This is a genomic window from Stenotrophomonas sp. GL_111 (genome assembly GCF_057835245.1).
The window spans coordinates 3,504,690-3,518,979 of the sequence record NZ_CM174421.1 but is presented as its reverse complement, the minus strand read 5'-3'; the positions used below and the strand labels follow the sequence as shown (position 1 = coordinate 3,518,979).

Genomic DNA, 14,290 nt, shown 5'->3' with positions numbered 1-14,290 from the left:
TATCGTCCTCAATCGGCGGCGGCGAAGGCCGGGCGGGTGAGGTTGTCGGCGGCGCCTTCGGTGCACAGCACCTCGTCTTCGATGCGGATACCGCCGTAGGGGCGGAAGAAGTCCACGCGTGCCCAGTCGATGCTGTCGGCGTGGCCGGCCTGCTTCACTTCGTCCAGCAGCATGTCGATGAAATACACGCCCGGTTCGATGGTGACCACCATGCCCGGATCCAGGACGCGGGTCAGGCGCAGGTAGGGGTGCCCCTGCGGGCGTTCGATCCGGCCACCGCGGTCGCTGGCGGCGAAGCCGGCGACGTCGTGCACCTGCAGGCCGATCAGGTGGCCCAGGCCATGCGGGAAGAACGCGGCACTGACACCGGTGGCCAACGCCGCTTCCGGCGACACCTTGAGCACGCCGAAATCCTTCAGGATGCCCATCAGGGACAGATGCGCATCCACATGCAGCTGCTTGTAATCGACTCCGGCACGCACTCCGGCGGCCATCTGCTGCTGGGCCGCGTCGACCGCGTCGATCATCGCCTGGAATTCGTCGTGCCCGGCCGCGGCGTAGGTGCGGGTGATGTCGCTGGCATAGCCGAAGGCGCTGGCACCGGCATCGATCAGGAAACTGCGCAGCGGCGTCGGCGCGGTGCGGGCCAGGTCGGTGTAGTGCAGCACGGCGGCGTGTTCATTGAGGCCGATGATGTTGCCGTAAGGCAGTTCATTGGCGTCCTGGCCGACGGCGCTGCAGTACGCCATGTGGATGCTGAATTCATCGGCACCGGCACGGAAGGCGGCTTCGGCGGCACGGTGACCACGCACGCCCAGGCGCTGCGCCTGACGCATCAGTGCGATTTCATACGGGGTCTTGTAGGCGCGCTGCCAGTCCAGGTAGTGCAGCACCGGCTCGGGATTGTTCGGCACGTACGCACCCAGCGCGCTCTGCGGCTCGCCCAGGATCGCGCAGCGCGCGACATCCTTGGGCAGCAGTGCGAGTGCCTGCTCCGGCGTGCGGATGATCTCGATGTCGACATGCTCCACCCACCAGCCATTGGGCGCACCGGGCACCACGTGCCAATAGTCGAACGGCTGGTGGAAGATCACCTTCGGGCGCTGCCCCGGGGTGTAGACCAGCCAGCTGTTGGGCAGCTTGGTCAACGGCAGCCACGCCTTGAAGTTCGGGTTGACCGCATACGGGTAGTCGCGGTCGTCGAAGGCCTGGTAGTGCTGGGTGCCGCTGGGAATCACCAGATGGTCGAACCCGCCACGCGCCAGCGCTTCATCGGCACGCGTGCGCAGCACGCCGATGTGGTGGGAATACAGGGCGCCGAGGTCTGGCTGGTTCATCGCGAAAGGCTCGTTCGACAGTGCGGAGTGCAGCCCTTGATTCTGCCGCAATCGTGCCCGCACTGCTGTGCCGGAACCGGCGCTCAGACTGCCGAAGTTTCCTGTGCGATCCAGGCCCGCAGCTGTTCGCGGTGTTCGCGGCTGAGGGTGAGGAAGCGGAAACCCACCCAGGCCTGGCCGGGGGCGTGGGTCTGCTCGCTCCACAGCAGGTGGGCGCCGACGTCCAGATGCAGCCGTTCACCCTGAGCGCCGGGGATGGCGAACTGCAACTGGTACAGCGCATCGTCGTGCATCGGTACCGAGGCCAGCATCAGCATGCCGGTTTCGGACACGTTGCCGAGCCGGCCGATCACGCTCTCGGCCATCATGTCGGTGACCGGCACCAGTTCGGCCACCTGGCGGCGCGGGGCGCGGCGGGTATCGGTGCTCATGCGTCGGTCTCCGCAGCCGGGGTACTGCCTGCCAGTGAGCGCAGGGTGCGCAGGGTAGCCTGCCAGGCGCGGTCGATCAGCCGGCTCTTGTCCTCGCTGACGATGCGCACCTGACCGTGTGCCATCAGCCGCGCCAGCGCGTCCAGCGAATGCTCGCCGACCTTCTGCCCGCGCGGATTGACGAACAGCGCGTTGTCGGTGATCAGGCTGTACCAGGACAGCCGTTGCCGGCGCAGGTCGCCCTGCTGGTTGGTGGTGAATTCAAACCAGGTGCCGAAGGGCAGGGTGCGCAGCTGCCGGTAGCAGTCTTCCTCGGCGCCGCTGCGCGCCAGCGGCGCGACCTTGCGTGCATCGCCGCCTTCGGCCTGTTCGCCCAGACGGGTGCGTGCGCGGATGCGCGCGGTCAGTTCGGTGCGCGAACTGCTGTCGTCCTCGCCGCCCGGTGCGGACAGCCGGCGCGCGATCGCCGCCGCTTCATCCTGGTGGTAGCCAACCTGCAGCAACGCCGCTTCGACCTGGCTGCCCAGGTCGGCATCGCTGCCGCTGCTGCCGGGCAGCTGGCAGGTGACCTCGGCGATCCGTGCGGTTTCCTGCTGGCGCTGCTGCCACTGCTCGGAGCCCTCGCCGTGGCGCAGCAGGGTCAGGGTGAGAACGTCCGACCAGGACTGCTTGAGCAGTGACTGCACGAAGCGCGGGGGGGCGGCGCTGTCGCACAGCTGTTCGATGCTGGTGCCGGCCTGCTGCTTGGCCGATTCCAGCCGTTCCTTGCCGCGCGCGGCTTCCACGTGCCGGCGCTCGGCCAGCTCGGCCTTGTGGGCCAGCGCACGGAAATGCTGCTGGATGTCCTCGTTGGCCGCTTCAAAGACGGCGTCATCGCCCTGGTAGTCGTTGACCACCTGGTCGACCGCGCGGCCGAGTTTCTGCACCAGCTGCGGGTCCACGTCCTCCTCGCCCAGCCAGTTGGCGCCGGCTTCGGCCACGGCATTGAGCAGTTCGCGGGCCGGGTGCTGGTCACGCACGAAGAAGGCCGGGTCGGACAGGGCCGCGCGGGCCACCGGCACCTGCAGGCGGGTCAGCAGGTCGGCGGCGGCGGCTTCCGGGCGCACTTCGCGCTGGATCTGCCCGTACAGCATGTCGAGCAGGTCGAAGGTGTCGTTGTCCTTGACCGTCAGCGCCGCCTGCGGGCCATGGTCGGCGCGCATCTGCGCGAGCAGCGCGTTGTGCAGGTCGGCCATGCTGCGGCGCGCGGCGCCGACGCTGGCGGCCTGCGCCTGCAGTTTGGCCAGGGTGGCGTGCACGGCTTCGTGTGGCACCGCGACCGGGGCGGCGGCGGGCGCCTTGCTGGCCTCGGCGGAAGCCGGAGCGGCCGAAGGGGCGTCAGCGGCGCCCGTGGCTGAGCCGGGACCTGCGCTATCGGAGGCGCCGGACGCGCCAGTAGACGCCAGTCCGCCACCGCTGCTGCCGGCCGTCTGCCCGGCAGTGGCCTGGCGCGCTGCACCCAGCAGCTGGTGCAGCGCCGACATCGCCGGGGCGGTCAGATCGGCACCCGAGGCGGCACCGCTGGTAGTGCCTTCTTCGCTGCCCATGCCGGGGCCACCGGCAGCGCTGTGGCCAGGCACCTGCAACGAGGCGGGCAGGGCCGCCATCGCTTCGCTGGTCATCGCCGCCCAGTTGCCGGGGCTGGCCGAGCCGCTCCAGCCGGTCAACGGGCGATTGACGGTGCCGCCTTCGCGGGCGGGGCCCGTGCCGCGGTCGGCGCTGGTGACAATGCGGCGGGTGGTCGCCGATCGTGCCAGGTAGGGCGTGTAGACCAGGCCGGGCAGGATGCCCTCGTGGGCCAGCAGGATGTTGGCGCGTTCAAGCAGTTCGCCGAGGCGTTCGATCAGCTGGCGGTCGAACACCCGGTACAGCGCCAGCTGGGTTTCCAGGCCGAGCGCGAACTGCTCGCCCAGGTCCCGGGCGATCCGGCACAGCACGTAGGGCCCGAACGGCAGGTCTTCGACGTCGAACTCCGGGCCGGCCGCCAGTACCGCGAATCGCTGGCCGAGCAGCTGCAGGGCACTGGCCGAGCGCAGCGCCTCGCGACGGGTGATGTCGCCCAGCACGATGTCGCGGTCGATATCGGTATCGGTAACCAGGGTGAGGGTGCTGGCCGACACCACCGCAGTCGCCGCGGCCGGTACATGCCGCACGCGCGGTTCGCGCAGCTGGGTCAGTGCGGTGGCGAGTGCATCAAGGAAGCGCGGTGCGAACTGCGCGTTGACCTCGTGCAGGCGCCGGGTCTGGGCGTAGATGTCGGCCTGGATCTGGCTGTTGCGCGCGCGCTCGGCATCGCGGAACAGCTCGCGCTCCAGTTCAACGATGGTCAGCTTGAGCGGATTGGCCAGGGTCTGTGCGGCCAGCGCATGCAGGCTGGCCAGCAGCCGGCGCACGCGCGGCGGCGCGCTGACGCTGGCGAACCGGGTCATATCGGGCTGGGACGATGAAGGTGCGGACGCAGACATCCGATGTGGGTTCCGGCTCCCCTGAGAGCACAGAATCTAACGTTTTCCCCCTGCCACCGCTAGGAGCAGCGTCGGCACACGCCCGGCAGACAGCGCGAATCAGTCCAGGAAGAGCTCGACCACGTCGTTGGTGAAGCGTCGGCCCAGCTCGGTGGGTTGGGCATGGCCGTCACGCAGGGTCATCCAGCCACGGGCCATGGCCGCGTCCATCGCGCCGGCGATCTGCGCCCGGTCCAGCCCGGTGCGCGATTCGAAGTCCTTCAGGCTGAAGCCTTCGTGCAGGCGCAGCAGGTTGAGCATGTACTCGAAAGGCAGGCGCCCGGCACTGATCACATCATCGCCGCCGATGCAGGCCAGCGTGCCGGCGGTGTCCATGAAGGTCTGCGGGTGCTTGTGCTTCCAGCGCCGCAGCACGTGCTGTTCGGCACCGCTGCTGATCTTGCCGTGCGCGCCGGCGCCGATGCCCAGGTAGTCGCCGAAGCGCCAGTAGTTGAGGTTGTGCGCGCTCTGCCGGCCGGGCTTTGCATAGGCGCTGACCTCGTACTGCGCGTAGCCGGCGTCGGCGAGCAGGCGCTGGCAGTGCTCCTGGATGTCCCAGGCCGAGTCTTCGTCGGGAATGCCCTGCGGCGGCCGCGCGAAGAACACCGTATTCGGTTCCAGGGTGAGCTGGTAGTGCGACATGTGCGTGGGCTGCAGCGCGAAGGCCCGCTCCAGGTCGTGCTCAGCCTGGGCCAGGGTCTGCTGCGGCAACGCGTACATCAGGTCGATGTTGAAGTTGTCGTAGCCGGCGTCCTGCGCCAGTTTCACCGCACGTTCGGCTTCGCCGCTGTCGTGGATGCGGCCGAGTCGCTTCAGCGCGTCGTCGTTGAAGGTCTGGATGCCGAAGCTGATCCGGTTCACCCCGGCGGCGCGGTAACGGTCGAAGCGGCCGTGCTCGGCGGTACCCGGGTTGGTTTCCAGGGTCACTTCCAGATTCGGCGCAAAGCGCAACCGGGCCGCAGCCGCCTGCAGGAAGCGGTCGATCGCCTCGGGCGGGAACAGGCTGGGCGTGCCGCCGCCGAAGAACACACTGCTCACCACCCGGCCCCAGACCAGCGGCAGGTCCTGGTCGAGGTCGCGGATCAAGGCATCGATGTACGCCTCGAACGGCAGTTCGCCCTTGGCCGCATGCGAGTTGAAATCGCAGTACGGGCATTTGCGCACGCACCAGGGCAGGTGCACGTACAGCGCCAGCGGCGGTGGAACCAACCGGGGCGCGTGGTCATCCGTGCAGGACTCGCCGGGCAGGTGGGAGCAGTGGTCGTGTGTCTGGGCCATGGTATTCATCGGTAGTGCCGGCCGCTGGCCGGCTTCCCTGGGACGCTCAGAAGGCACATCACTGCCAGCCGGCGAGCTTTTGCTTGAGCAGTTGCAGGGCGATGGCGCGGTGGCTGATGGCGTTCTTCTGCGCCGGTTCCATCTCGGCCGCGGTCAGGCCGCGTGCCGGGTCCAGGAACAGCGGGTTGTAGCCGAAGCCATGGCTGCCACGCAGCTCATCCAGGATCACGCCTTCCCAGCTGCCTTCGCAGATCAGCGGCTGCGGGTCGTTGGCGTGGCGCAGCAGCACGATCACCGCATAGAAGCGCGCGCTGCGGCGTTCGGCCGGCACCTCGCGCAGTGCTTCGAGCAGCTTGGCATTGTTGGCGGCATCGTTGGTCGGGCTGCCGGCATAGCGCGCGCTGTACAGGCCGGGCGCGCCGTCAAGCGCGTCCACGATCAGGCCCGAATCGTCGGCCAGTGCTGGCAGGCCGGTGACGGCGCAGGCATGACGGGCCTTGATCAAGGCGTTTTCGACGAAGGTCAGGCCGGTTTCCGGCACGTCGCTGACGCCCAGTTCGCCCTGCGCCACGATCTGCAACGGCAGCTCGCCGAGCATGGCCTGCAGTTCTTTCAGCTTGCCGGCGTTGCCGCTGGCCAGTACCAGTTTCATGGCTTGGGCTCCAACAGGTCCCACGTGTTGCCGTACAGGTCGCGGAACACCGCCACCGTGGCATAGACCTCTTCGCGCGGGGTTTCGAGGAATTCCACGCCTTGGGCGGTCATCGCGGCATGGTCGCGCCAGAAATCGTCGGTATGCAGGAAGAACCCGACCCGGCCACCGGTCTGGTTGCCGATCCGCGCACGCTGTTCGTCATTGCTGGCACGCGCCAGCAGCAGCGCCGCTGCGCTGCCATCGGCCGGGCCAACCACCACCCAGCGCTTGCTGCCCTGGTCGATGTCATCGATCAGGGTGAAGCCGAGCTTGCCGGTGTACCAGGCGATCGCCTCGTCGTACTCGGCCACCACCAGGGTGGTCAGGGCGATGCGGCGGTTCATGCCGAGGCCAGTGCCGCCTGCTGCGCGGCGAACAGGTCCTGGATGCCCTTCTCGGCCAGTGCTAGCAGCGCATCCAGCTCATCGCGACGGAACGCGTGGCCTTCGGCGGTGCCCTGCAGTTCGATGAAGCCACCGCCATCGTTCATGACCACGTTCATGTCGGTGTCGCAGTCGCTGTCTTCGGCGTAATCCAGGTCCAGCACCGGGGTGCCACGGTAGATGCCGACCGAGACGGCGGCCACGGCGCCGAAGATCGGGTTGCGCTTGATGTCGCCGCGCTTGAGCAGGAAGTTCACCGCGTCCACCAGGGCCACGTAGGCGCCGGTGATGGCGGCGGTGCGGGTGCCGCCATCGGCCTGCAGTACGTCGCAGTCCAGGGTGATGGTGCGCTCGCCGAGCGCGCCGCGGTCCACGCAGGCGCGCAGGGTGCGGCCGATCAGGCGCTGGATCTCCAGGGTGCGGCCGCCCTGCTTGCCACGGGCCGCTTCGCGGTCGTTGCGGGTGTGGGTGGAGCGCGGCAGCATGCCGTATTCGGCCGTTACCCAGCCTTCGCCCTTGCCACGCAGGAAGCCCGGCACGCGGTTTTCCACGCTGGCCGTGCACAGCACGCGGGTTTCACCGAAGCTGACCAGGACCGAGCCCTCGGCATGGCGGGTGAAGGCGCGCTCGATGCGCACTTCGCGCAGCTGGTCGGCCTGGCGGCCACTGGGACGGGGATCGGACATGCTTGGCTTCCGGTAAGGCGGGGGATGCAGGACCGCGCCCGGACCGGTAACCGGCAGGCGAGGAGGCTCCAAAGGAACCTCTAGGGTACCATTTGCACTTTGAGAGCACCGGAAACCCGCATGATTCGAAGCATGACCGCCTATGCCGGCGGCGAGCGCGCCACCCGCTGGGGCACGCTGGCCTGTGAGCTGCGCTCGGTCAACCACCGGTTCCTGGAGGTCGGCGTACGCCTGCCCGAGGAACTGCGTGCGCTGGAGCCGCAGCTGCGCGAACGTGTGGCTGGCCGCTGCAGCCGCGGCAAGATCGATCTGATCATGCGTCTGCGCGCCCCGGAGGTCACCGGTGCGCTGGTGGTCAACGATGCGCTGCTGGGCCAGCTGGGCGAACTGGCCACGCGCCTGTCGGCTGGTTTCCCCGCGCTACAGGTCAGCTTCACCGACCTGCTGCAGATTCCCGGGGTGATGCAGGGCGAGGCGGTCGACGCGGCCGCACTGCACGCCGAGGCGCTGGCGCTGCTGGATGAAAGCCTGGACGGGTTCGTGGCGGCGCGCGAGCGCGAAGGCGACAAGCTGGCCACGGCAATCCAGGAACGGGTCGACGGGGTGGAGCGCATCGCCGCGGAGGTCACCACGCTGATTCCGCAGATCCGTGAAGGCCAGCGCACCAAGCTGTCCGCGCGCCTGGCCGACCTGCCGCATCCGGTCGATCCCGGCCGTGCCGAGCAGGAACTGGTGATGTGGCTGCAGAAGCTCGACGTGGATGAAGAACTGGACCGCCTGCGCAGCCACATCGTGGAGATCCGCCGGGTGTTCACCCAGCGCGAGCCGGTTGGCCGCCGCCTGGACTTCCTGCTGCAGGAGTTCAACCGCGAGGCCAACACGCTGGGCTCCAAGTCGGTGGACAGCCGCACCTCCAATGCCGCCGTCGAGCTGAAGGTGCTGATCGACCAGATCCGCGAACAGGTGCAGAACATCGAATGAGCAGCCAGCCCACGCCGACCGGTGCGCCTGCGCGCGGCACCCTGTACATCGTGGCCGCCCCGTCCGGGGCCGGCAAAAGCAGCATCGTCAATGCCACCCTGGCACGCGACCCGCAGATTGCGCTGTCGATCTCGTTCACCTCGCGCGCCACGCGCCCGGGTGAGGTCAACGGCGAGCACTACCACTTCGTCAGCGCCGAGGAATTCGAGCGCATGATCGCCGCCGGCGACTTCTTCGAACATGCCTGGGTGCATGGCGACTGGAAGGGCACCGCCCGGCAGTCGGTGGAGCCGCAGCTGGCCGCCGGCCAGGACGTGCTGCTGGAGATCGACTGGCAGGGCGCCCAGCAGGTGCGCCAGCTGGTGCCGGGCACGGTTACCGTGTTCATCCTGCCGCCGTCCAGGCAGGCGCTGCAGGACCGCATGCGCAAGCGCGGGCAGGACAGCGAGGCGGTGATCACCCAGCGGCTGTCGGCCGCGCGCGAGGAAATGCTGCATTTCAACGACTTCGACTACGTCATCGTCAATGAAGTGTTCGAGACCGCCGTGGACGAGCTGTGCGCCATCTTCACGGCCAGCCGCCTGCGCCGGGAGGCCCAGAAGGTCCGCCACGCGGGCCTGATCCAGGCCCTGCTGACGCAGGAAACGGCCACAACTGACTGATTCTCAAAGGGCTGCTAACCGGTTGGCTTGATTTTGTCCAGCCCCCGCCGGTACAATCCGTCCCCTTTCCCTCATTCGATTGAGCAGCCGTCACTGGTTGCCGGGAGCCCGCATGGCCCGCATCACCGTAGAAGATTGTCTGGAAGTCGTGAACAACCGTTTCGAACTGGTCATGATGGCGTCCAAGCGCGCCCGTCAGCTGGCCAATGGCGTCCAGGCCACCCTGGACAACAGCGAAACCGAAGACAAGCCGACCGTGCTGGCGCTGCGCGAAATTGCCGCCCGCAAGATCGACAACGCCCTGATCGATGAAGTCGAGAAGGCCGAGCGCGAGCGTGCCGAGCGTGAAGCACTGGAATGGGCCGCTGCCGAAGTCGTCGCCGACGAAGACATGTCCAAGAACGACGACTGATCGCCCCGCGCGAACCGGTTGTTGTTGTGCGAACAGCCCGCCCTTGGCGGGCTGTTCCGTATTCAGGGGTTTGCCGTTATCCCGCTGCTGGAATAGTCTTCCAGCCATGAACCCAGGCCCCACTGCCAAGGTCGCCTCGCCCCCCGGCGCGGCCGTACCCGACTATGTCCTCCAGCTCGAACGCGCGGCGCATTACCTGCCGCCCGAGCAGCTGCCGTTGCTGCGCCGTGCCTGGGAAGTCGGTGCCTCCGCGCATGCCGGGCAGACCCGCAAGTCGGGCGAGCCCTACATCACCCACCCGGTGGCGGTGGCGCAGGTGCTGGCCGAACTGGGCCTGGACGTGGAGGCGCTGATCGCCGCGATCCTGCACGACACCATCGAAGATACCCCGCTGACCCGCGAAGAACTGGCGGCCGAGTTCGGCGAAGCCGTGGCCGAGCTGGTCGATGGCGTCACCAAGCTGGACAAGCTGAAGTTCCGCGACCGCCAGGAAGCGGCCGCCGAAAGCTTCCGCAAGATGCTGCTGGCGATGTCGCGCGACCTGCGCGTGATCATGATCAAGCTGGCCGACCGCCTGCACAACATGCGCACGCTGGGTGCACAGAGCCGCGAAGCGCGCGGCCGCATCGCCCGCGAAACGCTGGAGATCTACGCCCCGATCGCGCAGCGGCTGGGCATGAGCCTGGTCAAGAGCGAGCTGCAGAACCTGGGCTTCAAGGCGCTGTATCCGTGGCGCCACGCGATCCTGGAAAAACACATCCGCAGCCAGCCGGTGGTGCGCCGCGAGGCGATGGCGCAGGTGGAAGTGCAGTTGAGCCAGCGCCTGGCCAAGGAAGGGCTGGAGCACCGCCTGGTCAGCCGCATCAAGACCCCGTGGAGCATCTACAACAAGATGCACGACGAGAACAAATCCTTCGACCAGGTGATGGATGTGTTCGGCTTCCGCCTGGTCGTGCGCAACGTGCCCAGCGCCTACCACGCGCTCGGCGCGGTGCATGCCACGTTCAAGCCGCTGGACGGGCGCTTCCGCGATTTCATCGCGATCCCCAAGGCCAACGGCTACCAGTCGCTGCACACCGTGCTGTTCGGCCCGTACGGCTCGCCGATCGAAGTGCAGATCCGCACCGAAGAGATGGACCTGATCGCCGAACGCGGCGTGGCCGCGCACTGGACCTACAAGTTCGGTGGCGACACGCCCAACAGCGCGCAGAGCCGCGCGCATGCCTGGATCGTGGAGCTGATCGATTCCCAGCGCGCCGCTGGCTCCTCGCTGGAGTTCCTGGACAACGTCAAGGTCGACCTGTTCCCGGACGAGGTGTACCTGTTCACCCCGAAGGGCAAGATCCTGGCCCTGCCGCGCAATTCCACCGCGCTGGATTTCGCCTACGCCGTGCACACCGACGTGGGCAACATGGCGGTGGCCTCGCGCGTGGACAAGAAGCTGGTGCCGCTGCGCACCAAGCTGGTCAGCGGGCAGACCGTGGAAGTGATCACCGCGCGTTCGGCCACGCCCAAGCCGCAGTGGCTGGAATTCGTGGTGAGCTCCAAGGCGCGTACCGCGATCCGTCACCAGCTCAAGCAGCTCGAACACGAAGACGCCGTGCAGCTGGGCCACCGCATGCTCGACCGTGCGCTGGAAGCCATGGACAGCTCGCTGGAGCGGCTGCCGAAGGGTCGCCTGGATGCCTTCCTGGCCGAACACCGCTACCCGCGCTTGGAGGCCTTGCTGGCCGAAGTGGCGCTGGGCAACTGGATGCCCAACCAGGCCGCACAGGCGCTGATGGCCTATGCCGAGCTGCGCGGAGGCGCGCATTCCAAGCATTCGCAGGAGAAGATCCTGATCAATGGCAGCGAACGCGGCGTGGTCACTTTCGCCAACTGCTGCCAGCCGATTCCCGGCGACGACATCATGGGCTACCACACCGCCGGCAAGGGCATCGTGGTGCACCGCCTGGACTGCCCGAACCTGGCCGAGCTGCGCAAGTCGCCCGAGCGCTGGGTGCCGATCGGCTGGGACACCACCGTCTCCGGCGACTACGACACCGCGCTGGTGGTGGAAGTGGAGAACGGCACCGGCGTGCTGGCCCAGCTGGCCGCGGCGATCGCCCAGAGCCATTCCAACATCGAGCGCGTGGACTACCTCGACCGCGACTTCAACGCGGCGGTGCTGGCTTTCAATATCCAGGTCCGCGACCGCAACCATCTGGCCGAAGTGATGCGCCGGCTGCGGCGTTTGTCGGTGGTGCAGTCGGTCCGCCGGCAATAGCGCCGTCCGTGGGCTGGCGCCATCGCGCATGCGATGCGCCTCCCCCGTTACAATCACGCTCCCCCTTTGAACCCGTGGAGCTCCCATGTCCCGCCAGATCATCACCAGCGCCAAGGCCCCGGCCGCCATCGGCCCGTATTCGCAGGCCGTGCGCGCCGGCAATACCGTGTATTTCTCCGGCCAGATCCCGCTGGACCCGGCCACCGGTGACATCGTCGGTGTCGGCGACGTGGAAGCCCAGGCCCGTCGCGCCTTCGACAACCTCAAGGCCGTGGCTGAAGAAGCCGGTGGCTCGCTGGACCAGATCGTCCGCCTGGGCCTGTACCTGACCGACCTGGCCGAGTTCGCCAAGGTCAACGCGGTCATGCAGGACTACTTCAAGGCGCCGTACCCGGCCCGCTCCACCATCGAAGTATCCGGCCTGCCCAAGGGCGCCAACTTCGAAGTCGATGCGGTGATGGTGCTCGACCAGGCCTGACGTGGCACGGTCACGGGCTCCTGCACCGGCGCTGGCCGCGGCCGGGGAAGCATCGCTGTCGATGCTTCCCGGGATCGGCCCGGCGGTGGCCGCCAAGCTGGTCGCCCGTGGCCTGACCTGCCTGCAGGACCTGTGGCTGCACCTGCCACTGCGCTATGAAGACCGCACCCGGCTGACCACCATCGCCCAACTGCAGCCCGGCGTGGCCGCGCAGGTGGAAGGGCGGGTCAGTGCGGTCGAGCGCGGTTTCCGCTACCGGCCGGTGCTCAAGGTCGCGATCGAAGACGATTCCTACGGCACGTTGGTGCTGCGCTTTTTCCATTTCCGTTCGCAGCAGGTCGCGCAGTTCGCCGTCGGCGCACGCATCCGCTGCTATGGCACGGCCAAGCCCGGCCACAACGGGCTGGAAATCGTCCACCCCAGCTACCGGGTGATGGGCGGCCAGGATGATGACGAACTCGGCGACAGCCTCGACCCGGTCTACCCGGCGGTCGAAGGTGTTGGCCCGGCCACGATGCGCAAGTTCATCGGTCTGGCGCTGGACCGCCTGCCGGAAGAATCCACGCTGGAACTGCTGCCGCCGGACTGGTTGGCCGGGCTGGGCCTGCCCTCGCTGCGCAGTGCGCTGCTGACCGTGCACCGGCCGCCACCGAACGCCGACCTGGGCGCGCTGGCAGCAGGCAGGCATCCCGCGCAACGGCGTCTGGCCATCGAAGAACTGCTGGCCCACCACCTCAGCCTGCGCCGCCAGCGCATGGCCTTGCAGGCGCATCACGCGCCGTCGTTGCGCGGCCCGGGTGTGCTGGTCAAGCAGCTGCGCGACAGCCTGCCGTTCAGTCTGACCGGCGCGCAGGCACGCGTGTTCGAGCAGATCCGCAAGGACCTGGTCAAAGCCCATCCGATGCTGCGGCTGGTGCAGGGCGATGTCGGGTCGGGCAAGACCGTGGTGGCCGCGTTGGCGGCGATGCTGGCAGTGGAGCGGGGCAAGCAGGTCGCGCTGGCCGCCCCCACCGAGCTGCTGGCCGAGCAGCATTTGAACAACCTGCGCGCCTGGCTGGAACCGCTGGGCGTGCGCACCGCGTGGTTGGCGGGCAAGGTCACCGGCAAGGCGCGCACCAAGGTGTTGGCCGAGGTGGCCTCGGGCGAAGCGCAGGTGGTGGTCGGCACGCACGCGTTGATGCAGGACAGCGTGGTGTTCCAGGACCTGGCCCTGGCCATCGTCGATGAGCAGCACCGCTTCGGCGTGCACCAGCGGTTGGCGCTGCGCGACAAGGGCGCGGCCGGGCGCAGCGTGCCGCACCAGCTGGTGATGACCGCCACGCCGATTCCGCGCACGCTGGCGATGTCCGAATACGCCGACCTGGATGTCTCGGCCATCGATGAGCTGCCGCCCGGACGCACCCCGGTGCAGACCGTGGCGCTCAACAACGACCGCCGCCCGGAACTGATCGAGCGGATCGCGCTGGCCTGCCGCGAAGGGCGGCAGGTGTACTGGGTGTGCACGCTGATCGAGGAGAGTGAAGAGCTCGATGCCACACCCGCACAGGCCACGTTCGAATCGCTGCAGGCGTTGTTGCCGGGCGTGCGCGTGGGGCTGGTGCATGGGCGGCTGAAGGCCAGCGAGAAGCTGGCCGCGATGGTGGCGTTCAAGGCGGGCCAGATCGACCTGCTGGTGGCCACCACGGTGATCGAAGTCGGCGTGGACGTGCCCAACGCATCGTTGATGATCATCGAGAACGCCGAGCGCCTCGGCCTGGCCCAGCTGCACCAGTTGCGCGGGCGGGTAGGGCGCGGCTCGGCGGTCTCGCGCTGTGTGCTGCTGTATCAGGCACCGCTGTCGAACATGGCGCGCGAGCGGTTGGAAACCATGCGACAGACCAACGACGGTTTCCTGATCGCCGAGAAGGACCTGGAGCTGCGTGGTCCCGGCGAACTGCTGGGCACCCGCCAGACCGGCCTGGCCGCCTTCCGCATGGCCGACCTGGCCCGCGACGCCGACCTGCTGCCCGGCGTGCACGCGCTGGCCGAGCGCCTGCTCGCCGAAGCACCGGAGGTGGCCGACAAGGTGGTGCGGCGCTGGATCGGTACGGCCGTGCGCTACGCGGCGGCGTAGCGGCCCCTCCGGTCGCAGTCGGACCA

13 protein-coding genes are annotated in these 14,290 nt (G+C 68.2%); 6 read left to right on the top strand and 7 right to left on the bottom strand.

Annotation, left to right across the window (positions count from 1 at the left end):
- Positions 1-8: 8 nt before the first annotated feature.
- The 7 genes from pepQ to rph all read right to left on the bottom strand — a co-directional run bounded on the left by pepQ (position 9) and on the right by rph (position 7,352).
- Positions 9-1,337, bottom strand: a complete 1,329-nt coding sequence (gene pepQ / locus AC3IPM_RS15610) for a Xaa-Pro dipeptidase (RefSeq protein WP_489300946.1) — start codon at positions 1,335-1,337, stop codon at positions 9-11.
- An 83-nt stretch (positions 1,338-1,420) separates the two neighbouring features.
- A complete protein-coding gene (locus AC3IPM_RS15605) occupies positions 1,421-1,768 on the bottom strand; it encodes a PilZ domain-containing protein (protein WP_489300944.1) in 348 nt (115 codons plus the stop codon).
- A complete protein-coding gene (locus tag AC3IPM_RS15600; RefSeq protein ID WP_489300942.1) occupies positions 1,765-4,272 on the bottom strand; it encodes a DUF1631 domain-containing protein in 2,508 nt (835 codons plus the stop codon). The genes AC3IPM_RS15605 and AC3IPM_RS15600 overlap by 4 nt, the downstream gene beginning before the upstream one ends.
- Before the next feature lie 99 nt (positions 4,273-4,371).
- Complete coding sequence (gene hemW, locus AC3IPM_RS15595) at positions 4,372-5,589, bottom strand: radical SAM family heme chaperone HemW (RefSeq protein WP_489300940.1); 1,218 nt, start codon at positions 5,587-5,589, stop codon at positions 4,372-4,374.
- 58 nt (positions 5,590-5,647) lie between these two features.
- On the bottom strand, positions 5,648-6,241 hold the full coding sequence (gene rdgB, locus AC3IPM_RS15590; protein ID WP_489300938.1) for an RdgB/HAM1 family non-canonical purine NTP pyrophosphatase: 594 nt from the start codon (positions 6,239-6,241) through the stop codon (positions 5,648-5,650).
- Positions 6,238-6,627: a VOC family protein gene (locus AC3IPM_RS15585; RefSeq protein WP_489300936.1), complete on the bottom strand. Its 390-nt coding sequence runs from the start codon at positions 6,625-6,627 to the stop codon at positions 6,238-6,240. Before AC3IPM_RS15585 ends, rdgB begins: the two co-directional genes overlap by 4 nt.
- Entirely contained in the window at positions 6,624-7,352 is a 729-nt protein-coding gene (gene rph, locus AC3IPM_RS15580) for a ribonuclease PH (RefSeq protein ID WP_489300934.1), read from the bottom strand. The genes AC3IPM_RS15585 and rph overlap by 4 nt, the downstream gene beginning before the upstream one ends.
- Before the next feature lie 120 nt (positions 7,353-7,472).
- Here rph and AC3IPM_RS15575 point away from each other — a divergent pair, with 120 nt between their 5' ends.
- The 6 genes from AC3IPM_RS15575 (at position 7,473) to recG (ending at position 14,264) form a co-directional block, all read left to right on the top strand.
- The gene (locus AC3IPM_RS15575; RefSeq protein ID WP_489300933.1) at positions 7,473-8,333 is read left to right on the top strand and encodes a YicC/YloC family endoribonuclease; all 861 of its coding nucleotides are present in this window, start codon (positions 7,473-7,475) and stop codon (positions 8,331-8,333) included.
- Entirely contained in the window at positions 8,330-8,995 is a 666-nt protein-coding gene (gene gmk, locus AC3IPM_RS15570; protein WP_489300931.1) for a guanylate kinase, read from the top strand. Before AC3IPM_RS15575 ends, gmk begins: the two co-directional genes overlap by 4 nt.
- A gap of 112 nt (positions 8,996-9,107) precedes the next feature.
- The gene (rpoZ, locus tag AC3IPM_RS15565) at positions 9,108-9,407 is read left to right on the top strand and encodes a DNA-directed RNA polymerase subunit omega (protein WP_005410877.1); all 300 of its coding nucleotides are present in this window, start codon (positions 9,108-9,110) and stop codon (positions 9,405-9,407) included.
- A gap of 106 nt (positions 9,408-9,513) precedes the next feature.
- Positions 9,514-11,673, top strand: coding sequence for a RelA/SpoT family protein (locus AC3IPM_RS15560; protein ID WP_489300927.1), 2,160 nt, complete (start codon positions 9,514-9,516; stop codon positions 11,671-11,673).
- 85 nt (positions 11,674-11,758) lie between these two features.
- A complete protein-coding gene (locus AC3IPM_RS15555; protein WP_489300926.1) occupies positions 11,759-12,151 on the top strand; it encodes a RidA family protein in 393 nt (130 codons plus the stop codon).
- A 1-nt stretch (position 12,152) separates the two neighbouring features.
- The gene (gene recG / locus AC3IPM_RS15550; protein WP_489300925.1) at positions 12,153-14,264 is read left to right on the top strand and encodes an ATP-dependent DNA helicase RecG; all 2,112 of its coding nucleotides are present in this window, start codon (positions 12,153-12,155) and stop codon (positions 14,262-14,264) included.
- The last annotated feature ends 26 nt before the right edge of the window (positions 14,265-14,290 follow it).